Consider the following 20060-nt stretch of genomic DNA (forward strand, 5'->3'; position numbering starts at 1 on the left):
TCCTTTAATCATATATGTAAGTTTAATAGTTGAAAAAAATAATCCCCGGCTGCCTAATATGCTTCCAATGTGAATAAATTACTTGAATAAAGAGGGGGCAATATTCTAGTGACTTGCATTCGCTAATGAGCATATAATTTTACTAGGCACAGAGAAGCCGGGGCGACATTGTATCTATGTACAATATCAAAAGGGTACGATAAGAGAATATCGTAATTGCTTATCAAATTTCAGAGATCGATAATGAAATTGAAAATCATTATCAATTAGAATTTTCGCTTATTTCCTGTTATTTGTCAAGGGTATTTATAAAAAAAATTCAAGATATTTACCAATGCTTTAAAACAGTTAAAATCTTTTAAAAAATCTGTATAAAAATGTATAATGAGAGGATAAAAAAATGCTATTTACATACGGAGAATCGAAGGTGTCATAGATGAAAAAATTGTCCTCATTTCTTAAGCCGTACTGGCTTTTGATCATTCTTGCTTTATCCTTAATGATTGTCGAGCTCGGGGTAGAGCTATTACAACCTCTATTTATAGCAAAAATCATTGATGATGGCATTTTGCAGAAAGATTTATCGGTGGTGATTAAATGGGGAAGTGTCATGGTTGGACTTTCCGTTTTTTCATTTCTTGGCGGGATCGTTAATTCATTTACGGCATCACATGTAAGTCAAAGCTTTGGACATGATGTCAGGACAAGCCTTTTTGGTAAAATACAGGCGTTTTCTTTTGCGAACTTGAATAATATCCCGACTTCCTCGTTGATCACAAGGATGACGAATGATGTGACCCAACTTCAAAATACGGTTTTTATGGGCTTGCGTATCATGGCAAGGGCGCCGTTGATCGTAATCGGCGGAGCCATCATGGCTATTGCGGTCGATTTGAAATTATCCCTTGTATTGGTCATTTCAATTCCGGTTCTTGTTTTCTTCTTGGGATGGGTTATGAAACGGGCGGCTAAGCTGTTTAAGCTCGTCCAGAAAAAACTCGATAATGTCAATGGAGTCATGAGGGAAAACCTGATAGGCATGCGCTTGATCAAAGCTTTTCTTCGTAAGGAGCATGAAATCGGCCGATTTGACGATGCGAATGAAGAGTTGAAAAGAAAGACTGTGTCTTCCCTTCGTTTAATTGAAACGACGATGCCTGTGCTGATGCTTGTCATGAATGTGGCGATTCTGATCATTCTCTGGCTTGGAAGTGAATTTATAACGACGGGAGATATACAGGTAGGGGAAGTTGTGGCGATTGTCAACTATGCCACGAGGATTGCGGCATCCCTTTCCGTTTTTTCATGGCTGATCATGGTCATTTCCCGTGCAAAGGCTTCAGCGGAACGTGTGACGGAAATATTTGAAACCCCGATAGATATTGATGAAGGTAAAGCGGAAAGCAAGAGTGGGGCCGTCAATGGGGGAGGCATTAAGTTTCTGGATGTATCTTTCCGCTATCCTGGAACCGAAACCCCGATATTGAAAAACCTGACCTTCTCCATCGATCCGGGAGAATCGCTTGCCATCATAGGAGCGACAGGATCAGGGAAGACATCACTGTTTCAGCTGATTCCGAGATTATATGAAGTTGAAAGCGGCTCCATTCAAATTGATGGCCAAGATCTGAAAGATATTCCCTTGAATTCGCTGCGGAACAGGATCGGCTATGTACCGCAAGAGGCCCTGCTTTTTTCGGGGACCATAAAAAATAATGTCGCTTGGGGAAAAGAGGGTGCCTCGATGGAGGAAATCATGGTTGCGGCCATGCATGCTCAGGTCCATGAGACCGTAATGAAACTTCCGAAGCAATATGAAACCCAGTTAGGGCAAAAAGGAGTGAATCTGTCTGGAGGGCAAAAACAGCGCTTATCGATTGCAAGAGCATTGGTGCGCAAACCGAGGATTCTCCTTCTGGATGATAGTACAAGTGCGCTGGATTTGAAGACGGAAAGTAAATTGCTTGCCGCTTTAAAGGACTATACATGCACAACGCTCATCATTACACAAAAAATCAGTACAGCCATGGAGGCTGACAAAATCTTGTTGCTGGAAAGCGGTCAAGTCCTTGCGCTGGGGAAACATCAGGATTTGATGCAAACAAGCGATCTTTATCGAAAAATCGTTCGCTCACAGTTTGGGGAGGAGGGGATTTCGCTTGAGTCGAAGAATATCTCCCGATAAGGCAAAGTCTAAACCGGTCAACTCCTGGAATACGGTAAAAAGGATCATTCCCTACTTGGCAACGAATAAAAGCCTGCTATTATGTGTCCTTTTCATGGTACTGATAAGCTCGGTTTTGGGATTGCTTGGCCCCTTTCTTGTTGGGATGGCCATTGATGATTATATTGTCACAAGAGATAGCGGGGGGCTGATCAGCCTTCTTTTAGGGCTTCTCGGAGTCTACATATTTTATTCCCTATCCATGTGGCTTCAGAATTATTGGATGATCGGAATTGCACAGGATACGGTTTATGCGATGCGCAATCAACTATTCAAAAAGCTTCACCAGTTGTCCATTCCCTTTTTTGATCGGCGTCAGCACGGGGAGTTGATGAGCAGGGTCACGAATGATATTGAAAATGTCAGTTCCACTTTGAATAGTTCCGTCATCCAGATCTTTTCAAGTGTGCTGACACTTGTCGGGACGATCGGAGTCATGCTGTATTTGAGCCCTTTATTAACTATTCTAACCTTATTCATCGTTCCTCTCATGTTCTTCGGTCTGAGGTGGATAACGAACAGGACGGGAAAGCTGTTTAAAGCACAGCAGAAGAACCTTGGAGAACTGAATGGGTTTATAGAAGAAACGATTTCCGGACAACGGATCGTAAAGGCTTTTTCACAGGAAGATAAAGTGATCCGTGATTTTATCATCCGGAGTGAAAATTTAAAGAAAGCCGGATTCCTATCACAATCATACTCAGGGCTGATTCCAAAACTGATGAATTTACTGAACAACTTAAGTTTCACGGTAATAGCCGCTGTCGGAGGGTTTTTGGCGCTGAATGGCATAGGTACGGTTTCCATCGGGGTCATTGTCATTTTCACCGAGTACTCAAGGCAATTCACCCGTCCGCTCAATGACCTGGCTAACCAATTCAATACACTTCTCTCAGCTGTTGCCGGTGCTGAAAGGGTTTTCGCCATACTTGATGAAAAAGAAGAAGAAGTGGATGAGAAACAGGCTTCTGAACTTCGTGAAGTCCGCGGTGAGGTGGACTTTGAGGGTGTTTCCTTTTCGTATAATGATGAAGAGCAAACGATATATGATGTTAGTTTCCATGCAAAAAAAGGGGAGACCATCGCGCTTGTAGGTCCCACGGGGGCAGGTAAGACCACGATCATTAATCTTCTTGCCCGTTTTTACGAGCCGAACAGCGGCCGGATATTGATTGACGGCCAGGATATCCAACAGGTGACGAGGTCCAGCCTCCGTAAGCATATGGGCTTCGTTTTACAGGATTCCTTCTTGTTTCAAGGTACGATTCGTGAAAATATCCGCTACGGCCGGCTGGAGGCAGAAGATGAAGAAGTGGTGAATGCAGCCAAGCTTGCCAATGCCCATTCCTTTATCATGAAACTGCCAGATCGATACGATACCATCTTGAATCAAGATGGCAGTGGAATAAGTCAGGGGCAACGCCAGCTATTATCGATTGCCAGGGCTATTTTGGCGGATCCCGTATTATTGATTTTGGATGAAGCGACAAGTAGCATAGATACGATAACCGAGCTTAAAATTCAGGAAGCATTACACCGCTTGATGGAGGGAAGGACAAGTTTTGTCATTGCCCACAGATTGAATACAATTCAGCAAAGTGATCAAATCCTCGTACTTGATGAAGGAAGGATCATTGAAAAAGGATCCCATGATGAATTGTTGAGGCAGAGGGGTTTTTATTACGATCTAAACCGCAGCTCATTAAGGGAAAATCAGATAGGATAAAGAAAAAATGTGTGCCATCCGGCGCACATTTTTTGTGTTGGTCCCATAATGAGCATCATAAACTTGGGGATTGCATCCCGTTCATTTGATGAACCTTATAAAAATGCGTTCACACAATACGATTTTTATAAAGCATTGAAATCATTGATTCCACCAAAGTGGGAAAAGAGGGAATTATCGACAAAATAATGGAAAATACTTTACAAATTGACTAAATTGCTATTGCTAAAAAACCTTACGGTAACATATAATTCAGAATATATATAAAATTCTTTAAATTTAATGGGTACGGGGGGAAATATAGCCCTGGCCCCTAATAAATGAAGGTTTTTTATAGTTGTACACTAGATCGATAGAGAGGAGATGGAAAAAAATGAAAGCGCTTAAGTCTGTTATTCTTTGGGGGATCATATCTGCATTGGGTGCGGTGAGTTTTGGTTTCGTCGCGCTAAACCGGGGGGAAAGCATAAATGCCATGTGGATTGTTACTGCGGCACTCTGTGTTTATTCAATTGCATACCGCTTTTATAGTAAATTCATTGCACGGAAAGTGTTTGAGCTAGATGACAATCGCCAGACTCCATCGGAAGCGAATAATGATGGGAAAGATTATGTACCTACAAACAAATGGGTGTTGTTTGGCCACCACTTTGCAGCAATTGCCGGAGCTGGACCTCTCGTAGGCCCCATCCTTGCAGCTCAGATGGGATATTTGCCAGGGACGCTATGGCTTGTAGTCGGAGTTGTTTTGGCTGGTGCCGTACAGGATTTCATCATTCTTTTCGGTTCGATGCGCCGTAACGGCAAATCTTTGGGAGAAATGATCAAAGAGGAGATTGGACCGATTACAGGCTTGATAGCGATGGTCGGTATCCTCGGTATCATGATCATTTTACTGGCGGTACTTGCCCTGGTTGTCGTAAAAGCGCTGGTGGGCAGTCCGTGGGGAATGTTCACGATTGCCTCTACCATACCGATTGCAGTCCTTATGGGCATTTACATGCGTTATATAAGGCCGGGACGGGTTGGTGAAGGGTCGATTATCGGAATCATACTTTTGATGCTCGCGTTATATTTCGGCCGCTTTGTAGCCGAGAGCGCAACATTGGCGCCGATGTTCACTTTCGACGGGGAAACGATTGCCATCATGTTGATTGTCTATGGTTTCGTTGCTTCCGTTTTGCCAGTATGGATGTTATTGGCACCGCGTGATTATTTAAGTACATTCTTGAAAATCGGTACGATCATCGGACTTGCACTAGGCATCTTTATTGTCATGCCGAGCCTTGAAATGCCTGCCGTCACTCAATTCATCGATGGAACGGGACCTGTATTTTCCGGAAATTTATTCCCGTTCCTATTCATTACAATCGCTTGTGGAGCGGTATCGGGATTCCATGCACTCGTTTCCTCAGGTACGACTCCTAAAATGATTGAACGCGAATCGCATGCACGTCCAATCGGATACGGGGCGATGTTGACTGAATCCTTTGTAGCCATCATGGCGATGATTGCCGCCTGTGTATTGACGCCAGGTATCTATTTTGCCATTAACAGCCCGGGGGCCGTTGTGGGAACGGAACCAGCGCAAGTGGCTGCTACGATATCAGATTGGGGTTTCCTTGTGACACCTGAGATGATTACCGGCCTTGCAGACGATGTTGGGGAAGAGACCATTATATCCCGTACTGGAGGAGCTCCAACATTTGCAATCGGCATGGCCCATATCTTCTCGCAAGTGATTGGGGGGGCGTCCCTGATGGCGTTCTGGTATCATTTCGCGATACTGTTCGAGGCATTGTTCATATTGACCACCATTGATGCAGGAACCAGGGTGGGACGTTTTATGATACAGGATATCATCGGCACCTTTTACAAACCATTTGCCGAAACGAATAGATGGCTGCCCAATATAATTGCGACTGCCATTTGTGTAATCGGTTGGGGCTACTTCCTTTATCAAGGGGTCATTGATCCTCTTGGCGGAATCAATACCCTTTGGCCATTGTTTGGAATCGCGAATCAGATGCTTTCCGCCATTGCGTTGCTGCTTGGGACGACGGTCCTTTTCAAAATGGGCAAAAAAGCGTACACATGGGTCACTCTTGTGCCCACTACATTCTTGTTGATAGTGACCATGACGGCAGGGTGGCAAAAGCTGTTCCACGAAAACCCGGCAATTGGCTTTTTAGCACATAAGGATAAATTTAAAGCGGCTTATGATAGTGGGGAAGTTCTTGCTCCGGCAGCCAATCTGGCCGAGATGAAGCGGGTCATCGTCAATGATTATGTGGATGCTGCCCTATGTGCCATCTTCATGATCGTGGTGATCACGGTCCTGATTTCTGCCATTAGGTTATGGATAAAAGTCTTGAAGAACCAGAAAATAGATTTACATGAAACGCCTTATGTATCAAGGTCGTCATAAGGGAGGGAAAGCGATGTTGAAAAGAATAATGACAATTCTCAGCTACAGAAAGCAATTCGTCAGTTTGCTCGTCGGCGTGCCAAGTTATGATACGTATGTGGCACATATGAAAAAGCATCATCCTGAAGATCCCGTGAAAACCAGGAAAGAATTTTTCTGCGAAGCCCAGGATGAACGGTATAACGCAAAGGGTGGGAAAGTGTCTCGTTGCTGTTAATGAATATTTATTGAAGGGCCCTCAATAGGAGGGCCCTTTTTTTAATGGTTTTTTCGAGGGTGAATAAGTGGAGGGTAAAATGTGACAGACGTGGAGTCGTGAAGATGGAAAAGTAACTATTAAACCAAAAAAATCACATTTGCTGGTTCTTTATTCTTATTGATGTTATTTAATCTAACATTTTTTTCTGAAAAACACAAAAATTAAGTTGAATTATTAGAAAATTAAGTATATGATAAAAAATATAACATAATAGTGTTAATAAACATAACATATATATAAAGGGGGAAAAAACAGTATGCAAATGGCAGATTCGGTATTCATGTTTTTGGCGACGATGATGGTTTGGCTAATGACACCAGGGATTGCCCTATTTTATGGAGGGATGGTAAAAAGTAAAAATGTCTTGAATACGGCAATGCATAGTTATATGCCTCTGGCTGTCATTTCTATTCTTTGGGTGCTGATTGGGTATTCATTATCATTTTCACCTGGTAATTCACTTCTGGGCGGTCTGGACTGGGTTGGTTTAAAGGATGTGGGTTTTGCACCTGGACCTTACAGCAAAACAATTCCCCATAGTTTGTTCATGTTATTCCAAATGACTTTTGCCGTTTTAACGGTCTCGATCATTGCTGGTGGCATTGCCGAGCGGATGAGGTTTTCAGCATTCCTGATTTTTACGATCCTATGGTCTTTATTCGTATATGCTCCCGTTGCACACTGGGTATGGGGTGGAGGCTGGTTAGCGGAACTGGGTACACTTGACTTTGCAGGTGGCAACGTTGTTCATATATCTTCAGGGGTTGCAGGTTTGGTATTGGCAATCATGTTAGGTAAAAGGAAAGAGTCGGGGGACAGTGCGCCGCATAATCTTCCTTTAACATTTCTTGGAGGATCATTAATTTGGTTCGGTTGGTACGGCTTCAACGTCGGAAGCGCACTGACAATCAATGGAGTGGCGATGAATGTATTCGTTAATACAGCTGTTGCAGCAGCTGCTGGTATCATTGGATGGCTGATCGTCGAGTATATGGCTAATAAAAAGGCAACATTGCTGGGTGCAGTATCCGGAGCCATTTCTGGTTTGGTGGCCATTACACCCGCTTGCGGATTCGTAACGCCCGCATCATCAATCATCATCGGTGTCATCGGCGGTGCCGTTTGTTTCTGGGGCGTATTCTTCCTGAAAAATAAACTGGGTTACGACGATGCGCTTGATGCTTTCGGATTACATGGGATCGGCGGGACTTGGGGGGGCATAGCTACAGGTTTGTTCGCGACAACTTCCGTAAACGAAAGCGGTGCAAATGGTTTATTCTATGGAGATTTCAACTTGTTGTGGAAGCAGCTTGTAGCGATCATTGCGACCTATATCTTCGTTGCCGTGGTCACTTATATCGTTGCTAAAGCCATTAACCTTTTCGTACCGTTGCGTGTCAGTGAAGAAGATGAGTCAATGGGGCTTGATCTTACACTTCATGGAGAAAAAGCTTATCACGAATCAATCTAAAAGGGGGTGCCCATATGTCCGAGATTTTAACGAAAATAGAAATCATTACACGTCCTATCCAATTTGAACAATTCAAAGCGGAACTTGCGAAAATAGGGGTAAGCGGAATGACAGTATCGGAAGTAAAAGGAACGGGTCTTCAGAAAAGTTATGTGGAAACATATAGGGGCAGAAATCGTGAAATGTCATTGCATGATCGAATGAAAATCGAAATCGTCGTGTGTGAAGTGCCAGTTCAGGATGTTGTGGATGTAGCAAGGAAATTCTTGAGTACCGGTAAACCGGGTGACGGTAAAATCTTTATATATGAATTGGCGAATGTTGTGAATATCCGTACCGGTAAAGAAGGTCATGATGCGCTAAAGAATGACATCTGATGCTGTGATCAATTCCGCCGGATACAGAAGATTAAAGAAAGGGAGCTGAAAATGGGGAGACTGGTCCGAATTGTTAATGCAAAAAAACAGAAGATCGTTAATACGCTCATTTCAGAGGATGTATATCAACCTGATGACCGACCCTTTTTATTGGAATTGCCACTGAAAAATTTAGAAGAGATGTTATCACTCCGATTAAAATCCCCGTTTCAAAATCCCCCTTCAAAAAAATGACCTTTCAGCCGTTATCCTAGGAGAGCGGCTTTTTTGTTTGATGTCCGCTGGATTTTGATATTTAAATGTTTGTATAATAAGGAAACTTTTTTCTTGAATCCCCCATGGAAATCGGGGAGCATTCCAACTATAATGAATAAGGACATAAATTTAAATACGATTTTTTTGCTTTTTTCGACGCTTTTCGCTTAGTTACTTCAATTTTTCTTTAATTTTCCGAAAAGTGAATTCAAAAAAATGTAAGTTTACCAAAAAACTATGAATTACTTCATGAATGCCCTGCTTAAAAATGGGGGAATTATTAATATGTTCTTTTAAGAGGTGAAAGGAAATGGATCAATTTACGGTCGAATCCGTTTTAAATATCATCAGGGAGTTTGTACCGAAGGATGCTTCAATTTCTGTGGCTGATTCCGAAAAATACATTTATTATCAACCGAGCAAACAAGTGGACTTAAGAATAAAACCAGGTGATTTAATCAGTGAAAATACGGCGACATATAAAGCGCTGAGCATCCGTAAAAAAATAGGGGTGCAAGTTGAAAGTAATGTATTTGGCGTACCTTACTATGGGCTGAGTGTCCCTATCATGGACGAGGGCAACCCTTTAGGGGCGGTAACGGCCATCTTGCCGTCAAAGCCATTGATTTTACCGACATCATTCCTGACCATTAAAACAGATGATCGCTGGATACCGCTTCCATACGATGAAATTATGTATTTGGAAGCTCAAAATAGGAAAACTAAAATTCAGTCCGAACGTGTGAGTGGATTTCATAAAATGAATTTAAGTGAATTGGAATTCATTTTACCTAGTGATTTATTCATTCGTGTGCACCGTTCGTACATCGTCAATATCAACTATATACAAGAGATCCTCCCTGATTTCCATTCTACATTTTTATTGATAATGAAAGACAACTCCAAAATCCAGGTCAGTCAAACATATGCAAGTCAATTCAGGAGGGCTTTGGGGTTTTAGTGATTCTCCTTTGTGTGAAAGAAATGCTGGTTTATGCCCAATTTAAGGCTTTTCATTCGAAAATGAATGTGACGATTACACAGGATTGGTAAAATTAAGTGTAAGAAAAGCGAAAAATGGGGGTCTTTTGTATGAACGAAAGCGTTTTCAAAAAAATTCGCAACGAACAATTTAAGGGGAAAGTAGTTACAGCGGAAGAAGCAGCATCATGGATTAAAAATGGGATGAAACTCGGTATGAGTGGATTTACCCGTGCTGGTGATGCTAAAGTTATTCCGATGGCTCTAGTTGAAAGAGCTAAAACTGAAAAGTTCAAAGTTGACGTTTATACTGGTGCCTCATTAGGACCGGAAGTCGACCAACATATGGCGGAAGCGGGTATCATAAATAAACGTTTGCCATTCCAAGCGGATAAAGGCATTCGCAATAAAATCAATGCTGATGAAGTAACTTATGTGGATCAGCATTTGTCTCATACGGCTGAACAAGTTCGTCAAGGCATTGTCGGACCAATTGATTTTGCAATCATCGAAGCATTGGCGATTACGGAAGATGGATTGATCATCCCGACAACTTCTGTAGGCAACTCAGCCATATTCGTTCAAGAAGCTAAACATGTGATCATTGAATTGAACGTATCCCATCCAGAAGGATTGGAAGGGATGCATGATATATATACACCGGCTAAACAAGGGGAACGCGAACCGATTCCTATGACTAAAGCAAGTGATCGCCTAGGATCGATCGGCATTGCGGTTGATCCCGAAAAAGTAATGGGAATCGTCGTTTCTACAGATCTTGATGCACCTTCCACAATCGTGCCGCCGGATGAAGAAACTGCAACAATCGCCAACCACCTCATTAACTTCCTTCGTGGAGAAATAAAGGCTGGCCGTTTAACTGAAAGCCTTGCTCCGCTTCAGTCGGGTGTAGGTTCAGTGGCAAATGCAGTATTCGCTGGCTTCCTTGATTCTGAATTCAAAGATTTGGAGGTTTATTCAGAAGTGCTGCAAGATGCGGTATTTGATCTGATCGATGCTGGAAAGGTTAAATTCGCTTCAGGGTGTTCGATTACATTAGCTGAAGAAAAAGGGAAACAAGTTTACGGTGAGCTTGAAAAATACCGTGATAAGCTAGTTCTTCGTCCACAAGAAATATCTAATCATCCTGAAATCATCCGTCGTTTGGGCTTGATTTCAATCAATACAGCGTTAGAGTGTGATATCTATGGTAACGTAAACTCGACACATGTTTCTGGGACAAGAATGATGAATGGAATTGGCGGATCAGGAGATTTTGCCCGTAATTCACGCCTAGGAATTTTCGTAACGAAATCATATGCAAAAGGCGGAAAAATTTCCAGTATCGTTCCTTTCGTTTCTCATGTGGATCATACTGAACATGATGTGGACGTATTAGTGACAGAGCAAGGGATCGCTGATTTACGTGGCTTGGCACCAAAAGAGCGCGTAGAGTTAATCATAGAAAACTGTGCTCATCCTGATTACCGACCACAGCTACGTGCATACTTCACTGAAGCTGTTGCGCAAACGGGCGGGCATCAAACTCCGCACATTCTTGAAAAAGCATTTTCATGGCATACGAACCTAGCTAAAAACGGTACGATGCTTGAAGCGGTTCTTCAAGATCAAAAATAAGACTCAAAACCCCGCTGATAAAAAGCGGGGTTTTTTATTGGGTCCGTGTCCGATATAGGTGAAAACCAATGAATCTTTCGTCACATCAATGGAATATTGAAAGGTAAATAGATTATTTCTCCTAAGTAATTTGTATGGTGTTTCCTATTGGGATTCTTTTTCCTGCGACAAATAACAGATTTAAAGTGTAAAATGATGCTTAACCATCAAAAAGTTAGGGAACTGTATCTTTAGGCTTTTTTCTATTATTTTTATATATAATTATTCATCCAAGTTATAGAAATATGGTAAACTGCTAACAATGAATGATTACATACATAGGATTTTTCGCATTTATGATGTTGTTTCCTTAGAAATAGGGAGTTAAATAGAATTGCTTATAGTGGAGGAGATAATTTGTTCAAGCAAAAACTGCATTTTTGGACGTTAGAGTTATTACTATTGTCTTTACTTTTTTATGTTGGTACAAAGATTTCTTTTCTTTTTGAACCAATAGTCATTTTTACATCTACATTGTTCTTTCCAATCTTGATTTCGGGTTTTCTCTACTTCCTGTTCAATCCCACTGTTGATTTCCTCGTTAAAAGGAGAGTGCCTAGGGGATTGGCGATTTTATTGCTTTACGTATTTTTCCTTGGGTTGATTAGTTTACTTGTCGGTCTGGTTGGCCCGTCACTTTCCAAACAGGTTACGGATTTACTCAATAACCTTCCGGATTATTTCAATCAAACAAGGAAGTTCATTGAAGATTCAGCGGAGTCAAAATGGTTTTTATGGACGGTGGAACAAGATTATGTACCTCTGCAAGAAGTAGGGGATTCACTGCAAAAATATTTGACGAACTTACCTAGTAATATAACGAACAGTTTAACTTCCGTTTTCAGCGTGGTGACGAATATCACTTTAGTTGTCGTAACGGTTCCTTTCATCCTGTTTTATATGTTGAAGGATGGGGATAAGCTTCCGGCCGCCATTATGAAATTCGTACCGGTTCGTTATAGAAAACCAGCTTTAACAGTACTTCAGGAAACTGGCGGGACGCTTACTACATACATACAAGGGCAGATGCTTGTTTGCATGTTTGTCGGGATCGGAACGTTCATCGGATATCTAATCATTGGGTTGCCTTATGCGTTCTTATTCGCGCTGATTGGCGCCGTAACCAATATCATTCCATATGTAGGTCCGTTTATCGGAGCCGCTCCTGCCGTCATTGTGGCGTTGATCCATTCACCGACAGAGGCATTATTGGTCATTCTGGTTGTAACGGTCATTCAGCAATTGGATGGTAATTTCATTTCACCGTTAGTCATCGGGAAGAAATTGAACACACATCCGCTTACCATCATCATCCTATTGCTTGTCGCCGGAAACATTGCCGGTATCATCGGCATGATTTTGGCGGTTCCGACTTACTCTGTTGTTAAAACGATCGTATTGAATATCGTAAAATTCATCAGGATCCGAAAAGAGGAAAAGCTTGGAGAAGATATATTGGAATGAAAAAACGGGTCAGACTCAATTGAGTCGGGCCCGTTTTCTTATTGGGGTAAATAGGTCACAAACCTAAGGAAATATATTTTACTTCCAGGAATTCTTCGATGCCCTGGTGTCCGCCTTCACGGCCGAGTCCGCTTTGCTTGAATCCGCCGAATGGAGCTTGCGGAACGGAAGGAAGTCCATCGTTCAAGCCAACAATACCGAATTCAAGTGCCTCGGTGAATTTGATGCCCTTTGTGATGTTTTCAGTGAAGACGTAAGCTGCCAAACCGAAGATGGAGTCATTTGCCCTCTTGATTGCCTCTTCATCAGTCTTAAAGGAGGCAATGGGAGCTAGTGGACCAAATGTTTCTTCCTTCATGCAGAGCATGCTGTCATCAATGTTGGACAATACGGTCGGTTCAAGAAAAAGGCCGCTTATTGATTTACCGCCAGCTTCGAGCTTAGCGCCGCTGCTGATTGCTTCATCAATTTGTTTTTGAACCTTATCCACTGCATTTTGATCGATAAGCGGACCGATATCGACGCCATCTTCCAGTCCATTTCCTACCTTTAGTTCCTTGACCTTGGCAACGAGCTTTTCGATGAAGGCCTCTTGAATGGCTTCGTGGACATAAATGCGATTTGAACAGACGCATGTTTGTCCTGCGTTACGGAATTTTGAACTGATGATGCCATCAACCGCTTTATTAAGGTCGGCATCCTCAAGAACGATTGCTGGTGCGTGACCTCCGAGTTCTAGCGAGATTTTCTTTACCGTGTCTGCGGAGCCCCTCATCAGGGTTTTGCCGACTTCTGTAGAACCGGTAAACGTCAATTTACGAACCCTCGTATCTTGAAGCCAAGTTTCGCCGATTTCTGAGGATTTTCCTGTCACGACGTTGATGACCCCTTTTGGAATGCCAGCTTCTTCGGCTAATTCAGCCATTTTTAAAGCTGTTATGGGAGTCAGGTTTGCCGGTTTAATGACGACTGTGCAGCCGACGGCAAGCGCTGGTGCCACTTTTCTTGTAATCATGGCTGCAGGAAAGTTCCAAGGCGTAATGACAGCTACAACTCCGACAGGCTGTTTAGTAACGAAAAGCCGCTTATTGGACACGGAAGCAGGAATCGTTTCGCCGTACACCCTTTTTCCTTCTTCGGCAAACCAAGATAAAAAGCCATTGGCATATGTCATTTCACCAAGAGCTTCTTTAAGGGGCTTTCCTTGCTCTTCAGTCATGATTTTTGCCAGTTCTTCTTTATGATCATCAATCAATCGATGCCATTTCCAAATTAGTTCAGCACGTTCGTAGACTGAGAGTGCAGCCCAGCCCGTAAAGGCTTCATATGCGGCATCTGCAGCCTTCGCCGCTTCAGTTGCACCGCCTTTAGGAACGGTGGCAACTACTTCATCCGTTGCCGGGTTTCTCACTTCAATTTTATCCAATCCAAAATCCGACCACTCACCGTTAATAAATAATCCGTAATCCTTCATGATAAAACCTCCTAATTTGGTTAAATCCATCAAACTACTAAACTTCTAACTTTATACTTTTACCTGTTACATAAAAGTATAAACACTTTTCAGTGATTCTGAAATTTATTTGTTTGGCTATTTATAGAAAATTGGCTATTCATTGCTAGAAAGGGAGGAATACACACAAAAAAAAGAGGTGCAAGCTGCACACCTCTTCATTCAAGGTTCGATTATTTTTCCGATGAAACAGCCACTTCATTCATATCATCTGAGATGGCTTGGTTTGGATTGAATTCACCTTCTGATTTAGAAATGACCACCGTAGCGACACTGTTACCGATTAGATTGGTGATGGCGCGTGCTTCTGACATGAAGCGGTCGACTCCAAGCAGTAATGCCATTCCTTCAACTGGAATCATTGGGAAGGCAGCTAATGTTGCAGCAAGTGTGATGAAACCGGATCCCGTTACACCGGCAGCACCTTTGGATGTTAACATCAAGATTCCTAGAAGGGTCAATTCCTGCCAGATGCTTAAATCGACACCATAGGCTTGGGCGATGAAAATCGCAGCCATGGATAAGTAGATGGAAGTGCCATCAAGGTTGAAAGAATAACCGGTTGGGACAACCAAACCGACTACCGATTTTGAGCAACCGTATTTTTCGAGTTTTTTCATCACGCTTGGCAGGGCGGATTCCGATGAAGAGGTTCCTAAAACTAAGAGGATCTCTTCTTTTATATAGGCAATGAACTTGAAAATATTAAAGCCATACATTTTTGCAATCGAGCCAAGGATAAGAACGATGAAAAGTGCCATTGTGATATAAACACTGCCCATTAATTGTCCTAACGAGGATAAAGAACCAAGGCCAAACTTACCGATTGTATAAGCCATTGCTCCAAATGCGGCCAATGGAGAAACTTTCATGATCATACCGACGATGCCGAAGAAAATGTCGGCAATATGCTGAAAGAAAGAAACGACTGGCTGCACTCTCGGTCCCATTGCTGCCATCGATAATCCGAATAATACGGCAAAGAATAGAATAGGTAGTAAGTCTCCGCCAGCCAGTGCGGCAACGGCATTATCAGGAATGATATTAGAAATGAAAGCAACGGCGCCATGTTCCGTTTCGGAAGCGGCTGTCGTATATTGTGATACATCTCCGCCCTCGACTGAATCGATGTTAAAGCCTTTACCAGGTCCCAGCAGATTGACCACGATGATTCCGATGGCAAGTGCGAAAGTGGTAACGATTTCAAAATAAAGCAAGGCCTTTCCGCCGATGCGGCCAACCTTTTTCATATCACCCATACCGCCGATTCCGATTACGACGGTTAAGAAGATGATTGGTGCGATGACCATTTTAATCATTTTAATAAATAAATCAGCCAATATCTTTAGTTGTTCACCGAAAGCAGGGAAGAAGAAACCGACTGTTATACCCAGAATGATACCGATGATGACCTGAACTGTTAAATTTTTTAATATTTTCAAGGGGCATTCTCCTTTGTTATATGATAGCGCTTTCTTAACTTGATAATAGTGTAACAGAAGAAAGAATCAGAATATTCTTTTGGTGATATTGTTTTCTTTTTGTTCTTTTTGGTCTTGGGGATTCTGAATAACTGAAGAGGAATTAAAAGTGAAGATTAGGATATAAAGAGATTACTAAGCCGTAAAAAAAAATACCGGTGGAGCACCGGTATTGGCGAAAATCAATTTTCAAATGGTTTTATTAGTGCATATAGGGTTCCGATCACAGGAAGTTTCAAACCGACCTTGTCGGCTAGGCGCAGTGCACCGCCCTGTAAATGTTCCACTTCGAGGGTTAGGCCCTTCCGGCGGTCCTGGTGCATCGAAGAGGTGGATTCATCAGGTAAGCCTGCCATGTTTTCCAACGCTTGAGCAATATTCTCCACAGTAATTCCGACGTCATAAGCATTTGCAAGCTCCTTCATTTCAACAAGGACCTTTTCTAGCAATCCATTGGTTTCCGGGTATCTCCGTATCGTGCCGATAGGGAGGTTCGATGCTGTTGTCACACCGGAAAACGCGGTGATGAACATGTATTTGATCCACATCCTGATCAATATGTTTCCCGTTCTGCTTACCTTCATGATAGCTGATCCCGCCGCCTGTTCGAATTCATCACATATCTTTTTTTGTGACGGATGAAGCGGGCCATAGATTAAATCGTGATTTTCATTGGAGTGAATGACATGCCCTTTTTCATCAAGGGTGGCGATGATGAAGGCACTTCCCCCCAAGACGGCTTCATCGCCCAACGCCTCCTGTAAAATGGATATATGCTCCAATCCATTCAGAAGCGGGAGAACCTTTGCGCCCTTTTCAACAAGCACCTTTAAATCTGTAAGGGTGCCTTGCAGATGCTGGCCTTTTACGGCGAGAATCACGAGGTCGACCTTTTCGATGTCATTTACATTCTCTGTGATATGAAGGTCGTTGAATTGGTAGTTTCCATGTGGGCTGGTTATGCTGATCCCGTTTTCCTTCAATTGTTTGGCGCGGTTTTTTCGGACAAGGTATTGAACCTCCTGTCCGGCCTGCTGCAACCTGCCCCCAAAGTAGGAGCCCAGTGCCCCGGCCCCTATAATGACAATATTCAAAGCGCACACCTCTCTTTTGATTAAGATGTACTAATCATAACATTGACTGAAATTTCAGTAAATATTTCCGTTTGAAGGTCAACTGGTTGTTTAGATGTTTGTAAGAATGGGAAAAACAAAAGACCAGCCTGAAAGGTTTCAGGCTGGTGCTTATCATTATTTATAGATTTTTACTTTAACGGTTTTTCTGCCCCAATTGATAGCTTTTGAATGAGAAGAGTAGAAGACGTCAATTTTATTCCCTTTGATTGCGCCGCCTTTATCTGCCGCAATGGCATCCCCGTATCCTTCTACATGAACTTTTGTTCCTAGTGGAATGACCTTAGGGTCGACCGAGATGGCTTTTACGTTAGGGTTTTTCTTTAAGTTAAGACCAGATGCTGTAATCCCGCTGCAGCCTTTGCAGTTCGCAGTGTAAGCTGTTGCCTTCACCGTGATCGTTTTATATTTCTTGGATGATGATGATGTTTTTGCTTTAGCTTTAGGTTTAGCAGAGGTCGATGTTTTCTTGACCTTTAAAACTTGTTTTGGATGGATGTTATCTTTTTTCAGGTTATTCCAACTTTTGAGTTGATTGACTGTTATATTATGTTTATTGGCGATACCCCATAGTGTGTCGCCGCTTTTAACTTTGTATGTAGTAGTAGCAGCCGATGAAACTCCGGAAAAACTAAATACCAAAAAGAAAGCAGTGAATAGTGGAAGTAGTATTTTTTTCAAAATGAATAGTCTCCTTTGTTTTAAATCGTAGACTTAGAATAACAGGTCTTTATGACAATAATGTTTCGGTGGAATAGTAATTGTGTTACAAAAAGGTTTCCCTTGATAAATAAATGTAATATAAACTAGGTCAAAAGTACTTATCTGTTAAATGTAAATATATTATTTATTATGTCAGTATAAGCGTATTTTTGTTAAATAGTGTTGCTGTAATGGCGTATCCTGTTTAATGAGGTAATATATGGATGTGAAATCCCTGGTTTTAAAGTCCTGTATATTTTGTAAAAAAACAACGTAATATTAGACGATTGAATGCTGTTTATTTTAGTAGGAGAGGATATGCGGAACATGGAAAAAGCCGACATCTATGTGATGCCGGCACAAACTGTAGACAAAATCGATGAAAATCGAGTTTGTCTAATTTTTTTTGAGAGCTTGTTAAAATTCGAACATTGATTTCCATTCCAGGCACTCGCTTTCCGCGGGCGGTCCGGGAGCCTCCGCGGCGCCTTTGCGCCTGTGCGGTCTCCCTTGGATGCGCTTTTCCCGCAGGAGTCTCGCACCTTTTGTTTCAATCAACTTTGTTTTTAAAATGTAGATAGACTTCTTTTTGTCTATATGCAGGCTTTTTTCATGATTTGGATTAATGTAAAACAAATTCAGAAGCGAAATCGACCAGCATTTTTTGATAGACTGCTACTGATTCAAGATTGACGCATTCCCTATCTCCATGCCAGTTCTCGCCTATTGGTCCGAATTCAATCGCTGGGATATCATATGCCGCAAAAAAGACGGTATCTGCAGAGCCATGTTGTCCGAAAATGACAGCGTCTTGCATGGTGTTTCTTTCGATAATCGGTCGGAGCAAAGTGATGAATGGGTCTGACTCTTCGGTTTTTACAGGTTTACTGTACATATTAAGGTGAACATTTTTTCCTGTCACACTTTCGATCTGAGCAATGATATCTTCCATTGTTTGCGTAGGGAGATAACGAATATCAAGACTTAGCAAACAAGCATCCGGTACCTTATTATAGACATCCCCGCCTTTTATTTTTGCTAGGTTAAGTGAAGGGGAAGAGTAAAGGGGGGTATGATCCCGGGTGAATGGAAGTTCCTTTATTTTTTGATAGAGATCATAGGCCTTTTCAATTGCATTCACGCCTTCCCATGGACGGCTTCCGTGTGCAGATTTGCCGGATACTTCAATATCGAGACGAAGGGCACCCTTTGCCTGGAGTCCGATTCCCAATTGCGTCGGTTCAGCACAAATTACAAAGTCCCCCCGATAACCATGTTTCGCTAAATATCCGGAACAGTTCAACCCGCCAATCTCTTCATCCGATACGATCTGTAGCTGGATTTTTAAACCTAAGTCCTTATCTTTCAGTTCGGTAAATGCACACATCATCCCTGCAACCCCAGCTTTCATATCGGCTGTTCCGCGTCCATATAAATTTCCTTCATGAACCTCAGGAAAAAATTGATCCGGCGTACCGCTGACAACATCGACATGGCCATTCCAAATTAGGGTTTTATCTCCGCTGCCAATCTCGCTAACAAGCATTTTATAACCGTTATTTACGATCACATTCACGGTAAGTCCTTGATCTTTAAGCCAGTCCGCACAGTAATCTACCGCTTGGTTGGCTCCTTCTTTCGATGAACTGTCGATGGATACTAAATCTTTAAGTAACTCGATGAGCAAAAAGAAAACCTCCTAAAAATATGCATACTACTATTATATATACCCTTTCTGAGTAAGGGTTAACTCGAAAATATTTTCCTGTTAAATAACGTTTAGCATTTTCATCCCCTGGGGTATGTAAAGGGGGAGCGACAATTTACATTCTTTAAGGAGGATGATAGATATGGATAAACGTATAATTGGTGTATATGAAACTGGAGAAGAAGCCATTAAGGCTGTTGAGTCATTACAGGCCCAAGGGTATAATCGTGAAGATATTTCAGTGGTAGCTAAAGATAAAGAAGAATTAAATGCAGTGAATGAAGAAACGGGTACAAAAGTTGAAGAGGGGCTCGCAGCTGGTGCGGCGACTGGAGGCATTTTGGGCGGTGCTGCCGGATTATTGGCAGGTGTGGGTGCGTTGGCGATTCCGGGAATCGGGCCGGTACTGGCTGCTGGACCGCTTGCTGCAACATTAGCCGGAGCGGCTGTAGGCGCTGGAACAGGAGGATTGGCCGGTACATTAATCGGAATGGGCATACCTGAAGACGAAGCGAATCGTTATGAAGCGGATGTAAAGAGCGGCAAATTGCTTGTGTTAGTCGATTCGGATGCTAGAAAATCCAGTTCTTCTTACTCGGGAATAACCGAAACCGATGAAACGCTGACGAATGGCAGAAGAACTCTATAAGTCGTACTTTTA

Annotated in this window: 15 protein-coding genes; 10 read left to right on the plus strand and 5 right to left on the minus strand. The window is 42.3% G+C overall.

Annotation, left to right across the window (positions count from 1 at the left end; all coding sequences use genetic code 11):
- Positions 1–436 precede the first annotated feature (436 nt).
- The 9 genes from AC2YHV_RS04890 (at position 437) to AC2YHV_RS04930 (ending at position 12862) form a co-directional block, all read left to right on the plus strand.
- Complete coding sequence (locus AC2YHV_RS04890) at positions 437–2185, plus strand: ABC transporter ATP-binding protein (RefSeq protein WP_487372724.1); 1749 nt, start codon at positions 437–439, stop codon at positions 2183–2185.
- Positions 2160–3950, plus strand: coding sequence for an ABC transporter ATP-binding protein (locus tag AC2YHV_RS04895; protein WP_223255899.1), 1791 nt, complete (start codon positions 2160–2162; stop codon positions 3948–3950). The genes AC2YHV_RS04890 and AC2YHV_RS04895 overlap by 26 nt, the downstream gene beginning before the upstream one ends.
- A gap of 373 nt (positions 3951–4323) precedes the next feature.
- Positions 4324–6378 carry a carbon starvation CstA family protein gene (locus tag AC2YHV_RS04900; protein WP_063577456.1) on the plus strand — a complete coding sequence of 685 codons (2055 nt, stop codon included), beginning with the start codon at positions 4324–4326 and terminating at the stop codon, positions 6376–6378.
- 13 nt (positions 6379–6391) lie between these two features.
- Positions 6392–6595 carry a YbdD/YjiX family protein gene (locus tag AC2YHV_RS04905; protein WP_258249794.1) on the plus strand — a complete coding sequence of 68 codons (204 nt, stop codon included), beginning with the start codon at positions 6392–6394 and terminating at the stop codon, positions 6593–6595.
- 298 nt (positions 6596–6893) lie between these two features.
- Entirely contained in the window at positions 6894–8108 is a 1215-nt protein-coding gene (locus AC2YHV_RS04910; protein WP_268564028.1) for an ammonium transporter, read from the plus strand.
- A 14-nt stretch (positions 8109–8122) separates the two neighbouring features.
- Complete coding sequence (locus AC2YHV_RS04915; RefSeq protein ID WP_048685015.1) at positions 8123–8485, plus strand: P-II family nitrogen regulator; 363 nt, start codon at positions 8123–8125, stop codon at positions 8483–8485.
- Between the two features lie 565 nt (positions 8486–9050).
- A complete protein-coding gene (locus AC2YHV_RS04920) occupies positions 9051–9701 on the plus strand; it encodes a LytTR family DNA-binding domain-containing protein (RefSeq protein ID WP_057278591.1) in 651 nt (216 codons plus the stop codon).
- Positions 9702–9832: 131 nt separating this feature from the next.
- Positions 9833–11359: a succinyl-CoA:acetate CoA-transferase ScpC gene (gene scpC, locus AC2YHV_RS04925; protein WP_034305854.1), complete on the plus strand. Its 1527-nt coding sequence runs from the start codon at positions 9833–9835 to the stop codon at positions 11357–11359.
- Between the two features lie 396 nt (positions 11360–11755).
- Positions 11756–12862 carry an AI-2E family transporter gene (locus AC2YHV_RS04930; RefSeq protein WP_487372725.1) on the plus strand — a complete coding sequence of 369 codons (1107 nt, stop codon included), beginning with the start codon at positions 11756–11758 and terminating at the stop codon, positions 12860–12862.
- Between the two features lie 55 nt (positions 12863–12917).
- Here the strand turns inward: AC2YHV_RS04930 and AC2YHV_RS04935 are convergent, their stop codons facing one another.
- The 5 genes from AC2YHV_RS04935 to AC2YHV_RS04955 all read right to left on the minus strand — a co-directional run bounded on the left by AC2YHV_RS04935 (position 12918) and on the right by AC2YHV_RS04955 (position 19378).
- On the minus strand, positions 12918–14336 hold the full coding sequence (locus AC2YHV_RS04935; RefSeq protein ID WP_048685027.1) for an NAD-dependent succinate-semialdehyde dehydrogenase: 1419 nt from the start codon (positions 14334–14336) through the stop codon (positions 12918–12920).
- A 212-nt stretch (positions 14337–14548) separates the two neighbouring features.
- On the minus strand, positions 14549–15817 hold the full coding sequence (locus AC2YHV_RS04940; protein WP_057278594.1) for a dicarboxylate/amino acid:cation symporter: 1269 nt from the start codon (positions 15815–15817) through the stop codon (positions 14549–14551).
- 221 nt (positions 15818–16038) lie between these two features.
- A complete protein-coding gene (locus AC2YHV_RS04945) occupies positions 16039–16959 on the minus strand; it encodes a ketopantoate reductase family protein (protein ID WP_487372726.1) in 921 nt (306 codons plus the stop codon).
- Between the two features lie 147 nt (positions 16960–17106).
- The gene (locus tag AC2YHV_RS04950) at positions 17107–17670 is read right to left on the minus strand and encodes a 3D domain-containing protein (RefSeq protein ID WP_063577450.1); all 564 of its coding nucleotides are present in this window, start codon (positions 17668–17670) and stop codon (positions 17107–17109) included.
- A 643-nt stretch (positions 17671–18313) separates the two neighbouring features.
- A complete protein-coding gene (locus tag AC2YHV_RS04955) occupies positions 18314–19378 on the minus strand; it encodes a M20 family metallopeptidase (protein WP_369315970.1) in 1065 nt (354 codons plus the stop codon).
- 163 nt (positions 19379–19541) lie between these two features.
- On the opposite strand from AC2YHV_RS04955, the gene AC2YHV_RS04960 reads away from it, so the two are divergent.
- On the plus strand, positions 19542–20048 hold the full coding sequence (locus AC2YHV_RS04960; RefSeq protein ID WP_048685038.1) for a general stress protein: 507 nt from the start codon (positions 19542–19544) through the stop codon (positions 20046–20048).
- The last annotated feature ends 12 nt before the right edge of the window (positions 20049–20060 follow it).

It is taken from the genome of Peribacillus sp. SRI_006, from assembly GCF_057586375.1.